At 52.2% G+C, this 13,052-nt stretch carries 13 protein-coding genes; 2 read left to right on the top strand and 11 right to left on the bottom strand.

The window, feature by feature from the left end; genetic code table 11:
• The first annotated feature begins 84 nt into the window (after positions 1-84).
• Positions 85-156 (top strand): pyrroloquinoline quinone precursor peptide PqqA, encoded by a 72-nt coding sequence (gene pqqA / locus LC417_RS03560; RefSeq protein WP_010245103.1) that lies wholly within the window; start codon positions 85-87, stop codon positions 154-156.
• A gap of 30 nt (positions 157-186) precedes the next feature.
• Here pqqA and LC417_RS03565 read toward each other — a convergent pair whose 3' ends face one another.
• From LC417_RS03565 to LC417_RS03590, 6 genes are all read right to left on the bottom strand, one after another.
• Positions 187-510 (bottom strand): phage repressor protein, encoded by a 324-nt coding sequence (locus LC417_RS03565; RefSeq protein ID WP_223565468.1) that lies wholly within the window; start codon positions 508-510, stop codon positions 187-189.
• 2 nt (positions 511-512) lie between these two features.
• Positions 513-752 carry a DNA polymerase V gene (locus LC417_RS03570; protein WP_187501001.1) on the bottom strand — a complete coding sequence of 80 codons (240 nt, stop codon included), beginning with the start codon at positions 750-752 and terminating at the stop codon, positions 513-515.
• Positions 753-964: 212 nt separating this feature from the next.
• The gene (locus LC417_RS03575; RefSeq protein ID WP_223565469.1) at positions 965-2,137 is read right to left on the bottom strand and encodes a tail fiber domain-containing protein; all 1,173 of its coding nucleotides are present in this window, start codon (positions 2,135-2,137) and stop codon (positions 965-967) included.
• Between the two features lie 62 nt (positions 2,138-2,199).
• A complete protein-coding gene (locus tag LC417_RS03580) occupies positions 2,200-2,484 on the bottom strand; it encodes a TonB family protein (protein ID WP_223565470.1) in 285 nt (94 codons plus the stop codon).
• A gap of 81 nt (positions 2,485-2,565) precedes the next feature.
• On the bottom strand, positions 2,566-3,216 hold the full coding sequence (locus LC417_RS03585) for a hypothetical protein (RefSeq protein ID WP_223565471.1): 651 nt from the start codon (positions 3,214-3,216) through the stop codon (positions 2,566-2,568).
• 311 nt (positions 3,217-3,527) lie between these two features.
• Positions 3,528-6,734 (bottom strand): host specificity protein J, encoded by a 3,207-nt coding sequence (locus tag LC417_RS03590; RefSeq protein ID WP_223565472.1) that lies wholly within the window; start codon positions 6,732-6,734, stop codon positions 3,528-3,530.
• A 78-nt stretch (positions 6,735-6,812) separates the two neighbouring features.
• Here LC417_RS03590 and LC417_RS03595 point away from each other — a divergent pair, with 78 nt between their 5' ends.
• A complete protein-coding gene (locus tag LC417_RS03595) occupies positions 6,813-7,154 on the top strand; it encodes a YkvA family protein (RefSeq protein ID WP_223565473.1) in 342 nt (113 codons plus the stop codon).
• 2 nt (positions 7,155-7,156) lie between these two features.
• Here the strand turns inward: LC417_RS03595 and LC417_RS03600 are convergent, their stop codons facing one another.
• The 5 genes from LC417_RS03600 to LC417_RS03620 are packed head-to-tail and all read right to left on the bottom strand — an operon-like array spanning position 7,157 to position 12,976.
• Positions 7,157-7,780 (bottom strand): tail assembly protein, encoded by a 624-nt coding sequence (locus LC417_RS03600; RefSeq protein ID WP_223565474.1) that lies wholly within the window; start codon positions 7,778-7,780, stop codon positions 7,157-7,159.
• Positions 7,773-8,492, bottom strand: coding sequence for a C40 family peptidase (locus tag LC417_RS03605; protein WP_223565475.1), 720 nt, complete (start codon positions 8,490-8,492; stop codon positions 7,773-7,775). Before LC417_RS03605 ends, LC417_RS03600 begins: the two co-directional genes overlap by 8 nt.
• A 2-nt stretch (positions 8,493-8,494) precedes the next feature.
• Complete coding sequence (locus LC417_RS03610) at positions 8,495-9,232, bottom strand: phage minor tail protein L (protein WP_191939816.1); 738 nt, start codon at positions 9,230-9,232, stop codon at positions 8,495-8,497.
• Positions 9,233-9,284: 52 nt separating this feature from the next.
• Positions 9,285-9,626 (bottom strand): phage tail protein, encoded by a 342-nt coding sequence (locus LC417_RS03615; RefSeq protein WP_191939815.1) that lies wholly within the window; start codon positions 9,624-9,626, stop codon positions 9,285-9,287.
• A 2-nt stretch (positions 9,627-9,628) separates the two neighbouring features.
• Positions 9,629-12,976: a phage tail tape measure protein gene (locus LC417_RS03620; RefSeq protein ID WP_223565476.1), complete on the bottom strand. Its 3,348-nt coding sequence runs from the start codon at positions 12,974-12,976 to the stop codon at positions 9,629-9,631.
• Between the last annotated feature and the right edge of the window lie 76 nt (positions 12,977-13,052).

Genomic DNA, 13,052 nt, shown 5'->3' on the forward strand with positions numbered 1-13,052 from the left:
TATTGTACTCATTTATGTACTCAATTTAGCTTTGATTTTTTGAAGTATAATTGGGTGGTATTTTACTTTTAGGAGGGAATTGCTATGTGGAAGAAGCCAGCATTTATTGATATGCGCTTAGGTCTGGAAGTGACTTTGTACATTTCTAACCGTTAATGGAGATGCCCGCAAATGTGCGGGCATTTTTTAGATGGTCGGCCTACAGCACTCATACACAGCAATGATCTCGGCCGTGACCTTCCCCAGCACGATAATCCCTTCCATGCCCTCTCCGTCGATCTTCTCACCGTCCTGCGTTATAATCCCTGTCCTGAACAGTTTACCCAGCTGACAATAATCTCTAAGCTGAAATGCAATCTGGTCGCCAACTTTTCCTTGAACCGTTCTGTCCACAATAGCGAATCCGCCCGGTGTCTCAATCATCAGCATGTGGGCAGGGTGAGGCATCAGCAGTTTGTTCAGGTCTATGCGGCCTTCAACGTAATCATTTGCCGGTGATGGAAAGCCCACTTTCAGATTCCCCCGTTCGGGTTGAACTGCTTGTAAGTTTTCGCTTCACCCTCCTGAGTCGAGGCGTCGCGAAACGTTACCGTGTTGACCTTTATCCACTGGTTAGCCTCACGCAGGCTGAAGTGCCAGTTAAGCAGCTCCAGCTGACGGACAAACTCCTGAGTAGTTACAATAACGCCTTGACCCGGCTCTCGCCTCATAGCGTTCATAAATGCATGTTTGATTTCATAGTCACGCGGCATAATTAATCCTCCTCTGACAAATACTGTATGGATAAACAGTAATATCGATCGGTAGATTTGATCAAGGCGCGCGGGTACACAGATTTGTAAAGGGCTTGAGGCAAAAGGTTTTTTTGGTTGGCGATTGCTATGGTAAGTGACTAATCTCAAATCATACCCGCAGCCTGCACAGATCGGCGCGATTTAAAAAACTTCCCCGTCGCCGGGGTTTTTTACGCATCCAGGCCATCAATAGCTTTCATACGCTTTTGCAGTTCACTGATTAAGTCATCGCGTTTCTGGATTGCTGTTTTCGCATCCACGAGCACATCCAGAATATCTGCCATAATGGCTCTGTCAGAAACGCCCATTATCGGCGACCCGGCTGGCGTATAAGCGTATTTATTATCTACTTTAGCCAGTTCCTGTGCGATAAATCCCCGATCCGCTCTGCCATCTGATTTCCAGTTAAAGTCTCGGGTTTTGATTTTGCTTAACCTGTCCCATGCTCCGGCTTTATCGCTGTCCTGAATATTTTCTTTAAGTGCTCTATCCGAGCTTACATATGCAAATGCACCTCTTTTAGAGTCACCACAGCCAGTGACGCCTGCATAAAAGGCATTAAAATCGCCGCCGTTGAATGCTACCAGCCGCGCCTGAATATCCGAGCCATTATCGAAACAGTCCATCTCCCAGCGTTGAGAGGCATTGTTGTTGCATCGTGCAAAGAGATTTCGCGTTGTACCTGATCCAACAACCGCTCCGGCCGCTGTTTTATTAAATCCAAAATCGGCACCATAACCACAGAAAAAAGACCCAATGTTAATGGTCACGCTTCCGGAAATGAGTCCCCCAGATTTGCCATCTACGCTGGTTAACCGGGAGTCATTGCCTTGGGCTACGGTGCCCTCTTTAGTTCCATAAGCTACGCCTAGGATTTTTCTAGCCTCAGCTTTATCAGAAAGGTCTGCCAGGTTCTGGCTTTTATCCATTTTCCCGGTGACGGAAGTAGCGACGGCGTTCCATGATGGTCCGTTATACTGGCTGCCATCCGGGAGAGTAACAGTAATATTTCCCGATGCACTGTATACCTGCTGCCAGTTAGCTTTGTCGAGATTAAGCCCACGAATTGCCTTAGCAACATCAGCTGCAACCTGAGCTGTTATGCCTACCAGCGCTGCGTTAGGCACGGCTGTCCACGCTACACCTGTTGCTGTGGGTCCATTGTAAGCAGTGATCAGCGTGAGGCTTGTAGCCGAATTTACTGACTGTACGCCCAGCGTATAAGTCACGCCGCCAACAATTGCTACCAGGAAATCGTTAACATTCAACTCTGTTGAGAAATTGGTACCTGTACCAGTAATAGTTGTGGAATTATTAGTTAATGCGATAGTGCCCGCTGGCATATAGGTCTCCTGACAATAAAAAAACCCGGCACAATGGCCGGGTTCTCATGACTTAGATTGCGTCAATTCACTTTAAAAACGACCCTCAAGGCAACATCTTTTCGCGGGTTATTTTTAGGGTAATTCCATGTTGCTATTTGTCTTTTAACATCACGGTCAAAAAAATATTTAGGATTAACGCTTATGATCCTGATATTTTCCGTTTTACCTTCACGGGATATGTCATAGACCACATTAATCTCACCACCGACCCGAAGGATTTCGGCCCTTTCAGGATAAGTAATTTTATTGTCTGCATGTACGACTATTGAAAAAACAATGAGCAAAGCCGTTAGAAATTTACGCATAATTGCCTCCATAATTGGAAGCATATCACCGCTATATTTAAGTAAAATCAAGTCAGAAAAATGATCGTGTAGATCAATATTTTAACTTAGATTTGAAAGTATTCCGTATGGGATACGCATTCCGTATGGCTTTAGCGTACTGGCCCATGACTGCTGATTCTTGTTCACCCATTGGCACTGCAAAGTCCCATTAATAAATCTGAAGAAAGGACCTGAAAAGCCAGTTACAGATCCATCATCAGAAATGTTTCCACCAGGAATAGAACTAATAAGAAACCAGGTATTGGTCCCTATGTATTGGGAGTAAACCGTGTTATCTAAGTCAAAGTTTGCTGGCACATCAAAGAATCCCAGTATGCGTGGTATTTTTGCTGCCATCACTGCAGACCAGACAAGCTGTCCCGCTGAGTTGAATACATCTCTGTAGCCGCTTTCTACAGGCATGTCGCTCCGTGTGCGCGCCATTGAACCAGCATTGGCAGTCATCCAGTCTGGGCCGGTGAAAAACATTTTCGCGTTATTATTTGGTTTAAACCATCGCAGGCTATCATCAAGTGGAACGCTGGCGCTTACGTGCCCCATGTCAGTTGAGTTTCCCAATTGGCATGAGATATCGTAGTAACCGATATCGGTGATGCCTGCATAATTAACCGCGTCCTGATAATAGGTTCCCTTAAAATCTGAATCGATTACAAGGGCCCCCGCCGAGTTCCATACCTGATATCCACTCATATGAATGCGTACATGTCCAAAGTTAAGGTAACGGCAGCGGTATATGCTGAAAGTTTAAAGATTCGATAGCCACCATCGTATGCACGAGCAGCAAAGTTAGAGGGTGTGAAATAAACAGAACTTGAAGCCGAAACGACAACTACAAATGATCCTGATGTCGTCAGCCCCCCGAATGAGCCAGCTACCTGATTGGTATTCGCCGCCATAGTCACTGTCGTTCTTCCGAGGTACCGAGTGTTATAGTCTCCAATATCGACGATCAGCTTTCCAGTTGCGTCCCAGCATTGAAGCCCCCCTGCCATATCACCTCCTTACCAAAGACCGTCTCTGATCCGTAATGTGCCATTTGCGTCATATACCTGCCGCAACGTGCCAGTATCGATAACTCTTCCGGAACCGTTTGCTGCATTCCGCTCAAAGGTCCCGTCTTTACCGAGTCGCCAGCCAGCAGCATTTGGTACATAGTTAGTTGACTGTATGTATGCAGCGATCATCGCGCTGGTAATTGTTGCTTCACCGATGAACGCCTGATTGATAATTGTCTGGCCGTTCTGAATGGCAAAGAAAGTTTTCGGGGTCGCTCCAACCTGTGACATCACAGCAAACCGATCAGCGAGGAACAGCACCTGCGTCTGCATACCAGCAGGGCTGCTTTCAACACCAATACCCATCCCTGCAGCGTACTGACGCCCGTTACTGTCTACGGCCACTTTTACAGAATACTGTGCTGACAGCTTGCCGTTGGTATCGGCCAGCGCGGTAGATGTCTGCTGAACTGCGGCAGTGTTCTGGTCAACTGTGGCCTGTACCTGTTCAAACTTCTGCGCATAAGCCTGATCGTTTGTCGCGATTGTTTGTTTGACCGTCAGGATATCAGCACGGTTTTTGCCCGACTCAGCCATCTGATGATCAACGGTTGCGTCGAGGTTGAGCGCGTTCTGCAGCATGGCATCGATGTTGGTATCAACTTTGGCTATGAGTTGCTTACCGGCATCGGTTTTAAGAACCTGTTCGGTAATGTCGCCCAGTAACGCGGTTGCATCTACGCTGCTTGCGCCCTCAACATACGACGTCCAGTCGCCAGTGTTGCCGATACGGTCCACCAGCCGGGCGCGGTACCAGCGGCGAACACCTGCGGGCATAGGGCCGTGCTGGTAGCTGACGCCGGGATAAGGAACATAGGCAAGAAACTGTGGATTCTGTCCGTCCGGCGTTGTGGCCACCTGAAGTTCAGTGTAAGAGGTGTCGCCTGATCCATCCGGAAAGGCCCACGTCACATCAATCGCCCACACCACGTTATCCGTTGCTTTCAGGTTAACGGGCGTGCCTGGCTTACCTGCTTTACCGTTCAGCGAAGTTGAGTCAGCATAGCCCCATGGAGAAGAAACTTCTGCCGCGTTAACTCCGCGCACCCGCACATCATAGACGCCGGTATAAATGCCCTGAATGCTGAAACCCTGCGCGCTGGTGACTGCGACGTTAATCCAGTCGCCTTTGTCTTTTCGCCACTGACCCACGTAGCTGATTGCACCCTCAACACGATCCCATGTGACCTGCATCGAGGACACAGAAAGGCCCTGCTCAACAAAGCTGACTTCACTGATGTTGATGTTGGCCGGCGCTTTCAGAACGCTGATTGGCGTAACCGTAATTGGGGCTGGCTCAATGCGCACGCCATCGTCAATGTAGCGGTACTTATTCGGGTCGTGTTGCACGCCGGTAATGGTAAACGTACCGTCATCATTCCCGGCCACGGAGGTCACACGGAAATACTGAATTGCCAGATTATTGCTGTCGATAGCCCATACCGCACCCGCCACCGGCGTGATACGGAATGAGGTGTTAACGCTGACCGTTTTTTTATCAGTGCTGATACTGCCAATCGTCCGGGTCTGCGCGGTACCGTCCGGCAGGTTCACCACCAGCCGATCACCGGCTGCGTAATCAACAGGACGGTCAAGAGTAACGCGCAGGCCGTTGATAGAACTGATGCGACCGCCATTCTGCTTGCCCGACCTGAACGGGTCAGCCACACCGATGATTTCAGCGGGGATCGGAATATAACCATCCAGGCCGACGCCAAATGAAACAGTGCCATCTTTGGCATTGGAGAGAATAGCCCAGCGCCCGCGTCGATGCGCTTCGCTCTGTGACGTGCAGCCGATGGCCGTGAGGCTCATCTCTCGCACATCATATCGCTGCACCAGCTCAGAATCGTAAACACCCTCGACAGTGTCGGAGTAGTGATTAATCGGATCGGACCAGCTTACCTGGCACGATGAATATCGATTTTTATAGCTGCCCCCCGCATAGGTGAACAGACCATCAATGACGTTCGCGGCGTGGTAAACAAAATCAACGTCTATGTTGCCGTCAGAGTCAACCTGCGGCACGTCAGCATTGACGAAAATCTGGCTGTTGCCCCAGAACGTGATACCACGGAATATCGCCGCAATGTCTTTCAGGACCGTATAAGCATCCTGCTGGCTCTGGATGAAAACGTTACAGGTAAAGCGCGGCTCAGTGCCGCCAGCACCGTCAGGAACCATCTGATCGCAGTACTGTGCGATGCTGTAGAGTTCCCACTTGTCGATCATGGTGGCATCGACACGCGTCCCCATACCAAAGATTTTATCCAGCACCAGATCATAGAAAATCCATGCCGGGTTATCTGTATAGGCGTATTTGAAATCACCCTGCCATGTTCCGGCATAAGTGCGTGAAACAGGGTCATAGGTTGTCGGAACGCGAACCAGCCGCCCTTTTGGCTTGCAGGTTACTTTTGGTGCCTGACCGCTGAACTGACTGGCATCAACCTCGATATACAGCAGCGCGGTATTGGGGTAGCGCAGTTTGCTGTCGATGACCTCTGCGAACGAAAAAACTTTGAAAGCGTTAATCAGCTTTGAGGAAGAGGAATCAGCGGTAATGCGACGCACCCTGACTGACCAGCCGGAAGTGGCTTTAGGTAAGTCGATGCGATGATCGCGCTGATATTCAGACGTGGTTTTACCGTCAAACCTTCCGTCCATCACCGTGACCCATGAACCGCCGTCAGTTGAGAGATCAATGGCATACTGCGTCACGGTACCAACCATGTCGCCGTTGTCTTTGTACTGATACTGCACCGGCAGACTCAGCTTAATGCGAACGGCATCCAGCGTCAGATTGGAAAACTGGCGGGTCCAGGCGATGGCCTGCGTTACTGTAACACCAACCGAAAGCTCATTATCGACTTCAGGCATACCCTGAATATAGGTCTGGTCCTGCGTACCTTTACGCCAGTCCCACAATACGCCGGTGAAGTTGTAGGTGCCGTCTTCGTTCGCCAGTTGGGTGTCGTTCAGGTAAATCTGCTGAGCGGTTAAATCCCCCTGAATCTCACCCTCTGAGATAGCCAGCAGCATTTTTAATTTGGCGATAGACAGCAAATCGTCTGGCTGTTCAACCGGAGTATGAGCGCTGCCACCCCCGCCACCTTTACTGCCTGATAACGAGTCATTGATAAGCTTTTGCATAGCGATATAAATCCACAAAGAAATAAAGTCGCCTGAAAAAATGCCGATATTAAATTGCGACTAAATTCAGGAGGAAACATGGAAAATAAGTTCACTACAGCTAACGATTTTAATGATGGTGGTTTTTGGTCAAAAATCGTAAAGCATGCGAAAAAGGCTGGCAGCGGAGTAATTGAAAAAGCCCTTTGGCTCTACTACGCAGCACAAAGACCTGATACGCCAATTTGGGCAAAAACAACAATCTACGCTGCTCTTGCATATTTCGTTTTACCTATCGACGCAGTACCTGACGCATTACCTGTAGTTGGTTATTCAGATGATTTGGGCGTGCTTGCTGGTGCGCTTGCTGCCGTGTCTATGTACATTGACGACAATGTTAAAGAGCAAGCTCAGGTAAAAATGGCCGACTGGTTTAACTGAGTTTATTGTTGATCACTGGTAAAGCTGCCGGCGCTGATTATCGCGCCGCCAATTTCACGCTTGCCGTAAAGCACTGGCACCGGATAGCCCATCGCAACCGTATTCACAGGCGCACCAAACGCATAGTTCGGCTTATTGTCCGTACTGGATGACGCACCCACGTTGAGCTTGGGTTGCGGCGTCAGCATCTGTACGACACCGCCGAGCAGCATGCTGATACCAATACTGGTCAGTGCTGTAGTAGCCAGGCCAACTGCGGTCGTGGTGCCGATAGCCGCACCGTATGCAGCCAGTGACGCACCAGCTGTGAAGAACGCGGCCACAATCGCAACGGCTCCGATGATGATCTGCAGCGTGCCGCCCCGCTTCGAACCCTCCAGAACCGGCTCCATTTCAAACTCAGTCGCGGCTGAAGACATATCAAATTCCTGCAGGCCAATGTTGTCTTTGCCGCTGAAAAAGGCAAAGCGAACACCGTTAAGATGCGCATTCGACACATACTTTTTGAACCCTGGCACCTGGGAGCACATCGCACGCAGCAGCTCCGGCAAATCAGCGACGTGAAACTGGTGAACCTGACCAAACATTTTTGCCATCCGGCCTTTGAGTCGCATGGTTTTAAGCATCCATAAGCTCCTTTCGGCGCACGATGCGCACGGTACGGTTACGCCAGTATTCGCCATAAGGCACCCGCGTAGACAGGCTCCCGGCGTTATGATGAAGAATGATATTGTTGCCCAGATAGATTGCGGCGTGGTTCGTTACCGGGGCGCTGATGCGCATCATGATCATGTCACCTTCACGCATTTCATCAGGTTCAATCTCCACAAACCCCTCTGACTGCCAGTTGTCGTCATACAGGTTTTCTTTGCCGTCCACCCACCACTCATAATCAACAGACCAGTTTTTCAGGGTGATGCCGTGCTCACGCTGGTAGTAGTCCATGATGAGTGTCCAGCAGTCATTACCGCCAATCAGCCAGGGGCGACCTGTGTAGTCGCGATCAATGCGCGGGCTGATGGTGCAGAAGTCACCATCGGGCCAGGAGATGATCCCCCACTCCACGCCGGAAAAGTCGCACTGAACCCGGTCACGTTCTGACGGGATAAGCTGCGGCACGTCCGGGTGAGAATGGATGACCATCAGAATGTCACCCTGCGCTTCCGCTGCCCGCTTATCCTCCGGCGACAGCGTGAAATGCTCAGTCGGCGATTCAGCGATATTCCTGCAGGGGATGTAGTTCTGCGTCCGGCCAGACTGGATGACCAGACCGCACGCTTCTTTCGGGTATTCGGCGGCAACGTGCTCACGGATTGCCTCAAGATTTTTTTTGCGCATGGTTATTTGCCCTGAAGGTTTGCAGCCGGGAACCCGCCAAAAGGCAGTGGCTGATCGTCGCCAAAGCGTGCTTTGCAGTCTGCCATTCGCCCACCACAAACATCTTTAGATGGGTCATTCGTGGGCGTGCCATCTTTCGCAAAGTACCGGTTGCCCGCGTAATCACACCCGGTGCCGGTGCGATACCAGCCACGCATGCACCAGGTGCATACCGGCGTAATCTGACGTGAAGGCAGCTGCAGACTCTGAATGTCAAAGGGAGAGCAGAGTTCAAAATCCACCTGCGCGCGTGTCTCGGACGTTTTCGCATTCACATAAAACAGCTGTACCCGCTCTTCCTGCGGATTGGCGTTGGGGTTGCCTGCCGTCCAGTTTGCCGCATCAAGATACTTTGCCAGCGTGGTATGAATACGGACCTTCGCCTTAACCATGTCGTCAAACTGCAGGCAGAGCGCCGTGACATAGTTGCCTACGTTGCCGACTGAAAGCTTTGGCGTCGGCTGTGAACCCGTACTGCTCATCTCCATGCCGGTCAACTCATACGGGTGCGGATCGTACTCGTTGCCCTGCCAGATGATTGATGGCAGGTTTTCCGCTGCAAAAGACTTCCAGCCTTCGGTCGGCAGGTTATACGCATGAAAGCGCAGCACGGTATCAAGCCCGAAGGCTGTACCGTCAATCTCAATCAGCTGGACCAGACTCCCCGGCTCCAGCGCCTGAATGTCTTGGTTAAAACTCATTTTTCACCCAATAAAAAAGGGCGCATAAGCGCCCTGTTGCTGTCGTGACATGTCACGGTGCGAAAGCCTGTTCGAAGGTAAAGCTGATCTCGGCAAATCCGCCGTTGATAAACTTCGGATTAATCGAATCTGCTTTCACCCTATACAGTTTTTTTTCGCCCCATGGATTTGTCCACCAGAATGAGGTGGTGACGTGGGTTTTCAGGAACGCCCGGACAGACGCCATAACGGGCACCTGACCGTTACAGCTCAGCGACCAGCTTTCAGCAGCATCGTTGATCCCTTTCCCGGCAACCTGTTTGTAACCATCGCCGTACTGCGCCTGAATGGTGGAAACGCTGAGCTGTTCGCTCGCCTGAATGCGCGTCGCCCAGGTAAATGTATCTGTCGCCATAATCAGCTCCGACCGCTATAAAGAATGCCGCCCGGTGAAATTTCCTTCTTCAGCCTGTCCGTTATCGTCTGTTGAACAATGGATTTGAGCTGTGAGGCTGCCGCCGAGGTGCCCGTAGCAGATGCGTCACCGGCCCCGCTTTCCTGCATGATTGTTACCGGGGCATCTACCTGAATAATGGTATTGCCACCCGCGCGGCCACTGCCGGGCAGCGCTGCAGGTCGCTCCGTGGGGGTATCGACCAGCCCGCCGCTGGCGTATCCGCGCATCATCCCGTAAAGATTTTCAACGCCAATACGCTCGGTGGCCTCTTTAGTAAAGACGAACTCACCCTTGTGAACCACGCCAGCCGGGTCATATTTGCCACCAGCCCCGGTAAAACCGCCGCCATCGTATGCCTGAAAGCTGGTACTCATTCCCATCGCGCCGGTACTGCCAGCCGATGCGGCTGCACCGGTGCCGACTGCGCCGACCGCTGCACCCCCAAAGCTCATGAAGGATGACAGCACTGTTTTAGTCAGCAGTGCCTGCGCAGTCATTTCAATCAGACTTTTGATAACGCTCTGCGCCAGCGAGGCAAACAGATTTGAAATGCTTTCCCGGAAAGACTGCGTGCCGGTAAGCAAACCGGTCAGGGAGTTAGTCGTTCTCTCCGCCGCCGTTTCCGCCAGGCTCACGATCCCTTTATTCAGTGTGCTCTGCCCGGCATACAGATTGAGCGCAGCCTGATACTGAGCGTCTGCCGAATCGCGTGATGACTTCTGCATCAGCGCTTCATACTGATCCTTATTCAGCCTGCTATCTTCATAGTAAGCGGTATAAAGGCTCTGCTGCTGCACCAGCTGATTCTGAAGCTGCGCAACCGGATCAACTTCTCCGGCTATGTTGAGCTTTGGCGCGGCAGCCTGGCTGGCCTGCGCCTGAATCATCTTCTGAGCAGAATCGTTTGCCAGCGTAATGCGGGCTGACTGGTACTCCTGCTCAGTGACCAGGCGGGCGTCATACAGCTCTTTCAGGTTGCGGCTGGCTTCGGACTCCTGACGGATAATGGCTTTAGCCGGTGAGTACTGCTCGGCCAGTTCCTGACGCTGGCGCTGATAATTAGCCGCATTCAGGGTCAGTACGCGCTGCACCTCCGCCTGACTCACACCAGCAGCTTTGGCATCCTTCAGAATTTTTTCCTGCGATACCTTTTCCTGAAGGTTGATTTTTTCCAGGCTTGAGGCGTGCGCCTGCTCAATCTCGTTACGCAGCGCAGTAAACTGCTTCAGCGTCTGAGCGCCTTTCTTGTCAGCCTTAGCCGGGTCCTCTCCGCCCCACGGCGATGCGACTTTACCGGCCTCAGCTGCTGCAGCTGTTGCAGCCTGCACATCGCTTTTGAGGTTTTTAGCAGAATCAGCAATGCCCGTTTTCACCAGGAACCGCGCTTTGTCGACGTTCTCCATATTGTCTTTAAGCGTTTTCAGACCGACGTTTACGGACTCAAGGTCGGCTTCTGCGCGGGTCTTCCCTTTCTCAACACCGGCAAGCTGACCGAAGGGATCAAACCCCTTCAGGCTGTCCATACGGCTGTCAGCGTCCTGAATTTCCTTAATCAGCTGGTTTCTCTGCGTGACCTGATTTTCATACTGGTCCTGCAGGTCGAGCTGCTTCACGGAAAGCTGCTTGTCCGAAAGCTGCATCAGTGCGGCAGTAGTTTCAACCACAGCACCTTTGAGATCGAGTGCAGACTGACGCGCCTGTTTTGCCTGCTCATGGAAATAAAGCAGCGCGGAACCGGCAAGCATCGCCGCACCAACCGGACCGCCGATGAGCGACAGCGCGCCACGCGCCAGCCCGGATGCAACAGAGGCGGCGCGGGCCGTGACAGACATCTGTGCATTGGCCGCCGCCAGTCTCTCCGTTGCTGCTGTTTCCGCAATTCTGGACTCACGGATAGTGCGGCTCAGCGCGACCTGCTCTTTCTGATAGCCAACATTGATACCCGCTGCGGCGTTTGCCGCTGTGCGCGTACCCAGATAGCGGGCCTCTTCCTGTGCCTGCTGGCGCGTGGCCTGTGCAGCGGCAATAGTCTGCTTAGCCGTTTCGGCCTGCTGCAGAGCATTTTTCCGCACTGCGGCTTCGTTCGCCGCCCAGCCTGAGATGTTTTCCCTCAGCCCCGCGGTGAGCTTTGTAGAGAGAACGGGAATAAGCGTGTAAAGCGCGACAGAGGCAACGGCATTAAAATTATCGGAAAGCGTGTTGATGCTTTCAGAAATCGCCTGGATGCCGGAGCGCAGAGGTCCGCTGCCAGACTGACCTACTTTGATGATCAGCCCTTCAAAGGCGCTGGTGAGCCCCATCAGGTCGCCGTTCAGGTTGTTCACCCTTACCGCTGCCTGTTCATGCGCCGTCTGCGTGCCGGTGAGGGATTTGGTCAGCTCATCAATTTTGCCGCGATTGCCCGTCAGGATCGATGCGGCGTTGATGTTCTCAACACCAAACAGTTTTACGGCCTGCGCGGTTGACAGGTTTTTGCCAGCCAGATTTTCCAGCGCCTTACTGAGCCCTACAACGGACGGCTTGAGGGTTTTATCTGTGCCTTTTTCAAGGCTGAGGATAATGTTGCGCAGCGCAGTACCTGCTTCACCTCCTTTGATTTCACGCGATGCCAGCACCTGAATGGCGGCATTCAGCGTTTCAAAGCCGATACCGGCCTGTGCGGCAGCCACGCCACCATTTTTAATCGCGGCGGCGGTGTCGTTAATTTCGGACGCGCCAAATTTTGCACCGGCTGCCAGGACGTTTATATAACGGTCGGCCTGCTCAGCACCGGCACCGAACTGATTCAGTGACAGCGCCAGCGTTCTGGTGGCATCCGGCAGCGTGCTGCCACCCGCCTGAGCCAGCAGCAGTGCGCTATTAGTCGCTTTTTGCAAACCATCAGCCGTATCAAGCAGCTCCGGTTTCGCTGACGCCATCAGTTTCAGCGCCTCAACAGCCTGGCTGGCGCTGTACTCGGTAGTGCGCCCCATCTGCTGAGCCGCTGCATCCAGATCGCGCAGCTTATTACCGGTTGCGCCGGTAATGGATGACAGGTCAGACAGCGCCTGAGAATACTGCCGCGAAGTCTGGATAATGGTACCCAGTGACAGTCCTACGCCAGCCAGGCCGGCAATCCGCCCGGCCAGTCCGCGAACGGCAGAATTTACGCGCCCGTAAGCCTCTTCCGTTTTTTTTGCATCGTCCTGCGCCTGTCTGTTGAACTGACGGGACTGTTTACCGGCATCGCCATAGGCACCGACGAGCTGGCTTTTAAAATTTGCGGCGTTGAGATGTAACCCTACCGCCAGCGATGCTACGTCAGCCATTACATTAACGCCCTCATTACGGCGTCACACTGCTGATCCACGCTGTGCGTGGGCGTGATCTGCCTGGTGTCGTTTG

Source organism: Pantoea sp. OVA07A (assembly GCF_019969975.1).
GTDB lineage: Bacteria > Pseudomonadota > Gammaproteobacteria > Enterobacterales > Enterobacteriaceae > Pantoea > Pantoea agglomerans.

Coding starts and splice junctions, on each gene's coding strand:
- LC417_RS03570 (WP_187501001.1), bottom strand. CDS start 752: ATGCCGCGTGACTATGAAATCAAACATGCATTTATGAACGCTATGAGG.
- LC417_RS03575 (WP_223565469.1), bottom strand. CDS start 2,137: ATGCCAGCGGGCACTATCGCATTAACTAATAATTCCACAACTATTACT.
- LC417_RS03580 (WP_223565470.1), bottom strand. CDS start 2,484: ATGCGTAAATTTCTAACGGCTTTGCTCATTGTTTTTTCAATAGTCGTA.
- LC417_RS03585 (WP_223565471.1), bottom strand. CDS start 3,216: ATGAGTGGATATCAGGTATGGAACTCGGCGGGGGCCCTTGTAATCGAT.
- LC417_RS03590 (WP_223565472.1), bottom strand. CDS start 6,734: ATGCAAAAGCTTATCAATGACTCGTTATCAGGCAGTAAAGGTGGCGGG.
- LC417_RS03595 (WP_223565473.1), top strand. CDS start 6,813: ATGGAAAATAAGTTCACTACAGCTAACGATTTTAATGATGGTGGTTTT.
- LC417_RS03600 (WP_223565474.1), bottom strand. CDS start 7,780: ATGCTTAAAACCATGCGACTCAAAGGCCGGATGGCAAAAATGTTTGGT.
- LC417_RS03605 (WP_223565475.1), bottom strand. CDS start 8,492: ATGCGCAAAAAAAATCTTGAGGCAATCCGTGAGCACGTTGCCGCCGAA.
- LC417_RS03610 (WP_191939816.1), bottom strand. CDS start 9,232: ATGAGTTTTAACCAAGACATTCAGGCGCTGGAGCCGGGGAGTCTGGTC.
- LC417_RS03615 (WP_191939815.1), bottom strand. CDS start 9,626: ATGGCGACAGATACATTTACCTGGGCGACGCGCATTCAGGCGAGCGAA.
- LC417_RS03620 (WP_223565476.1), bottom strand. CDS start 12,976: ATGGCTGACGTAGCATCGCTGGCGGTAGGGTTACATCTCAACGCCGCA.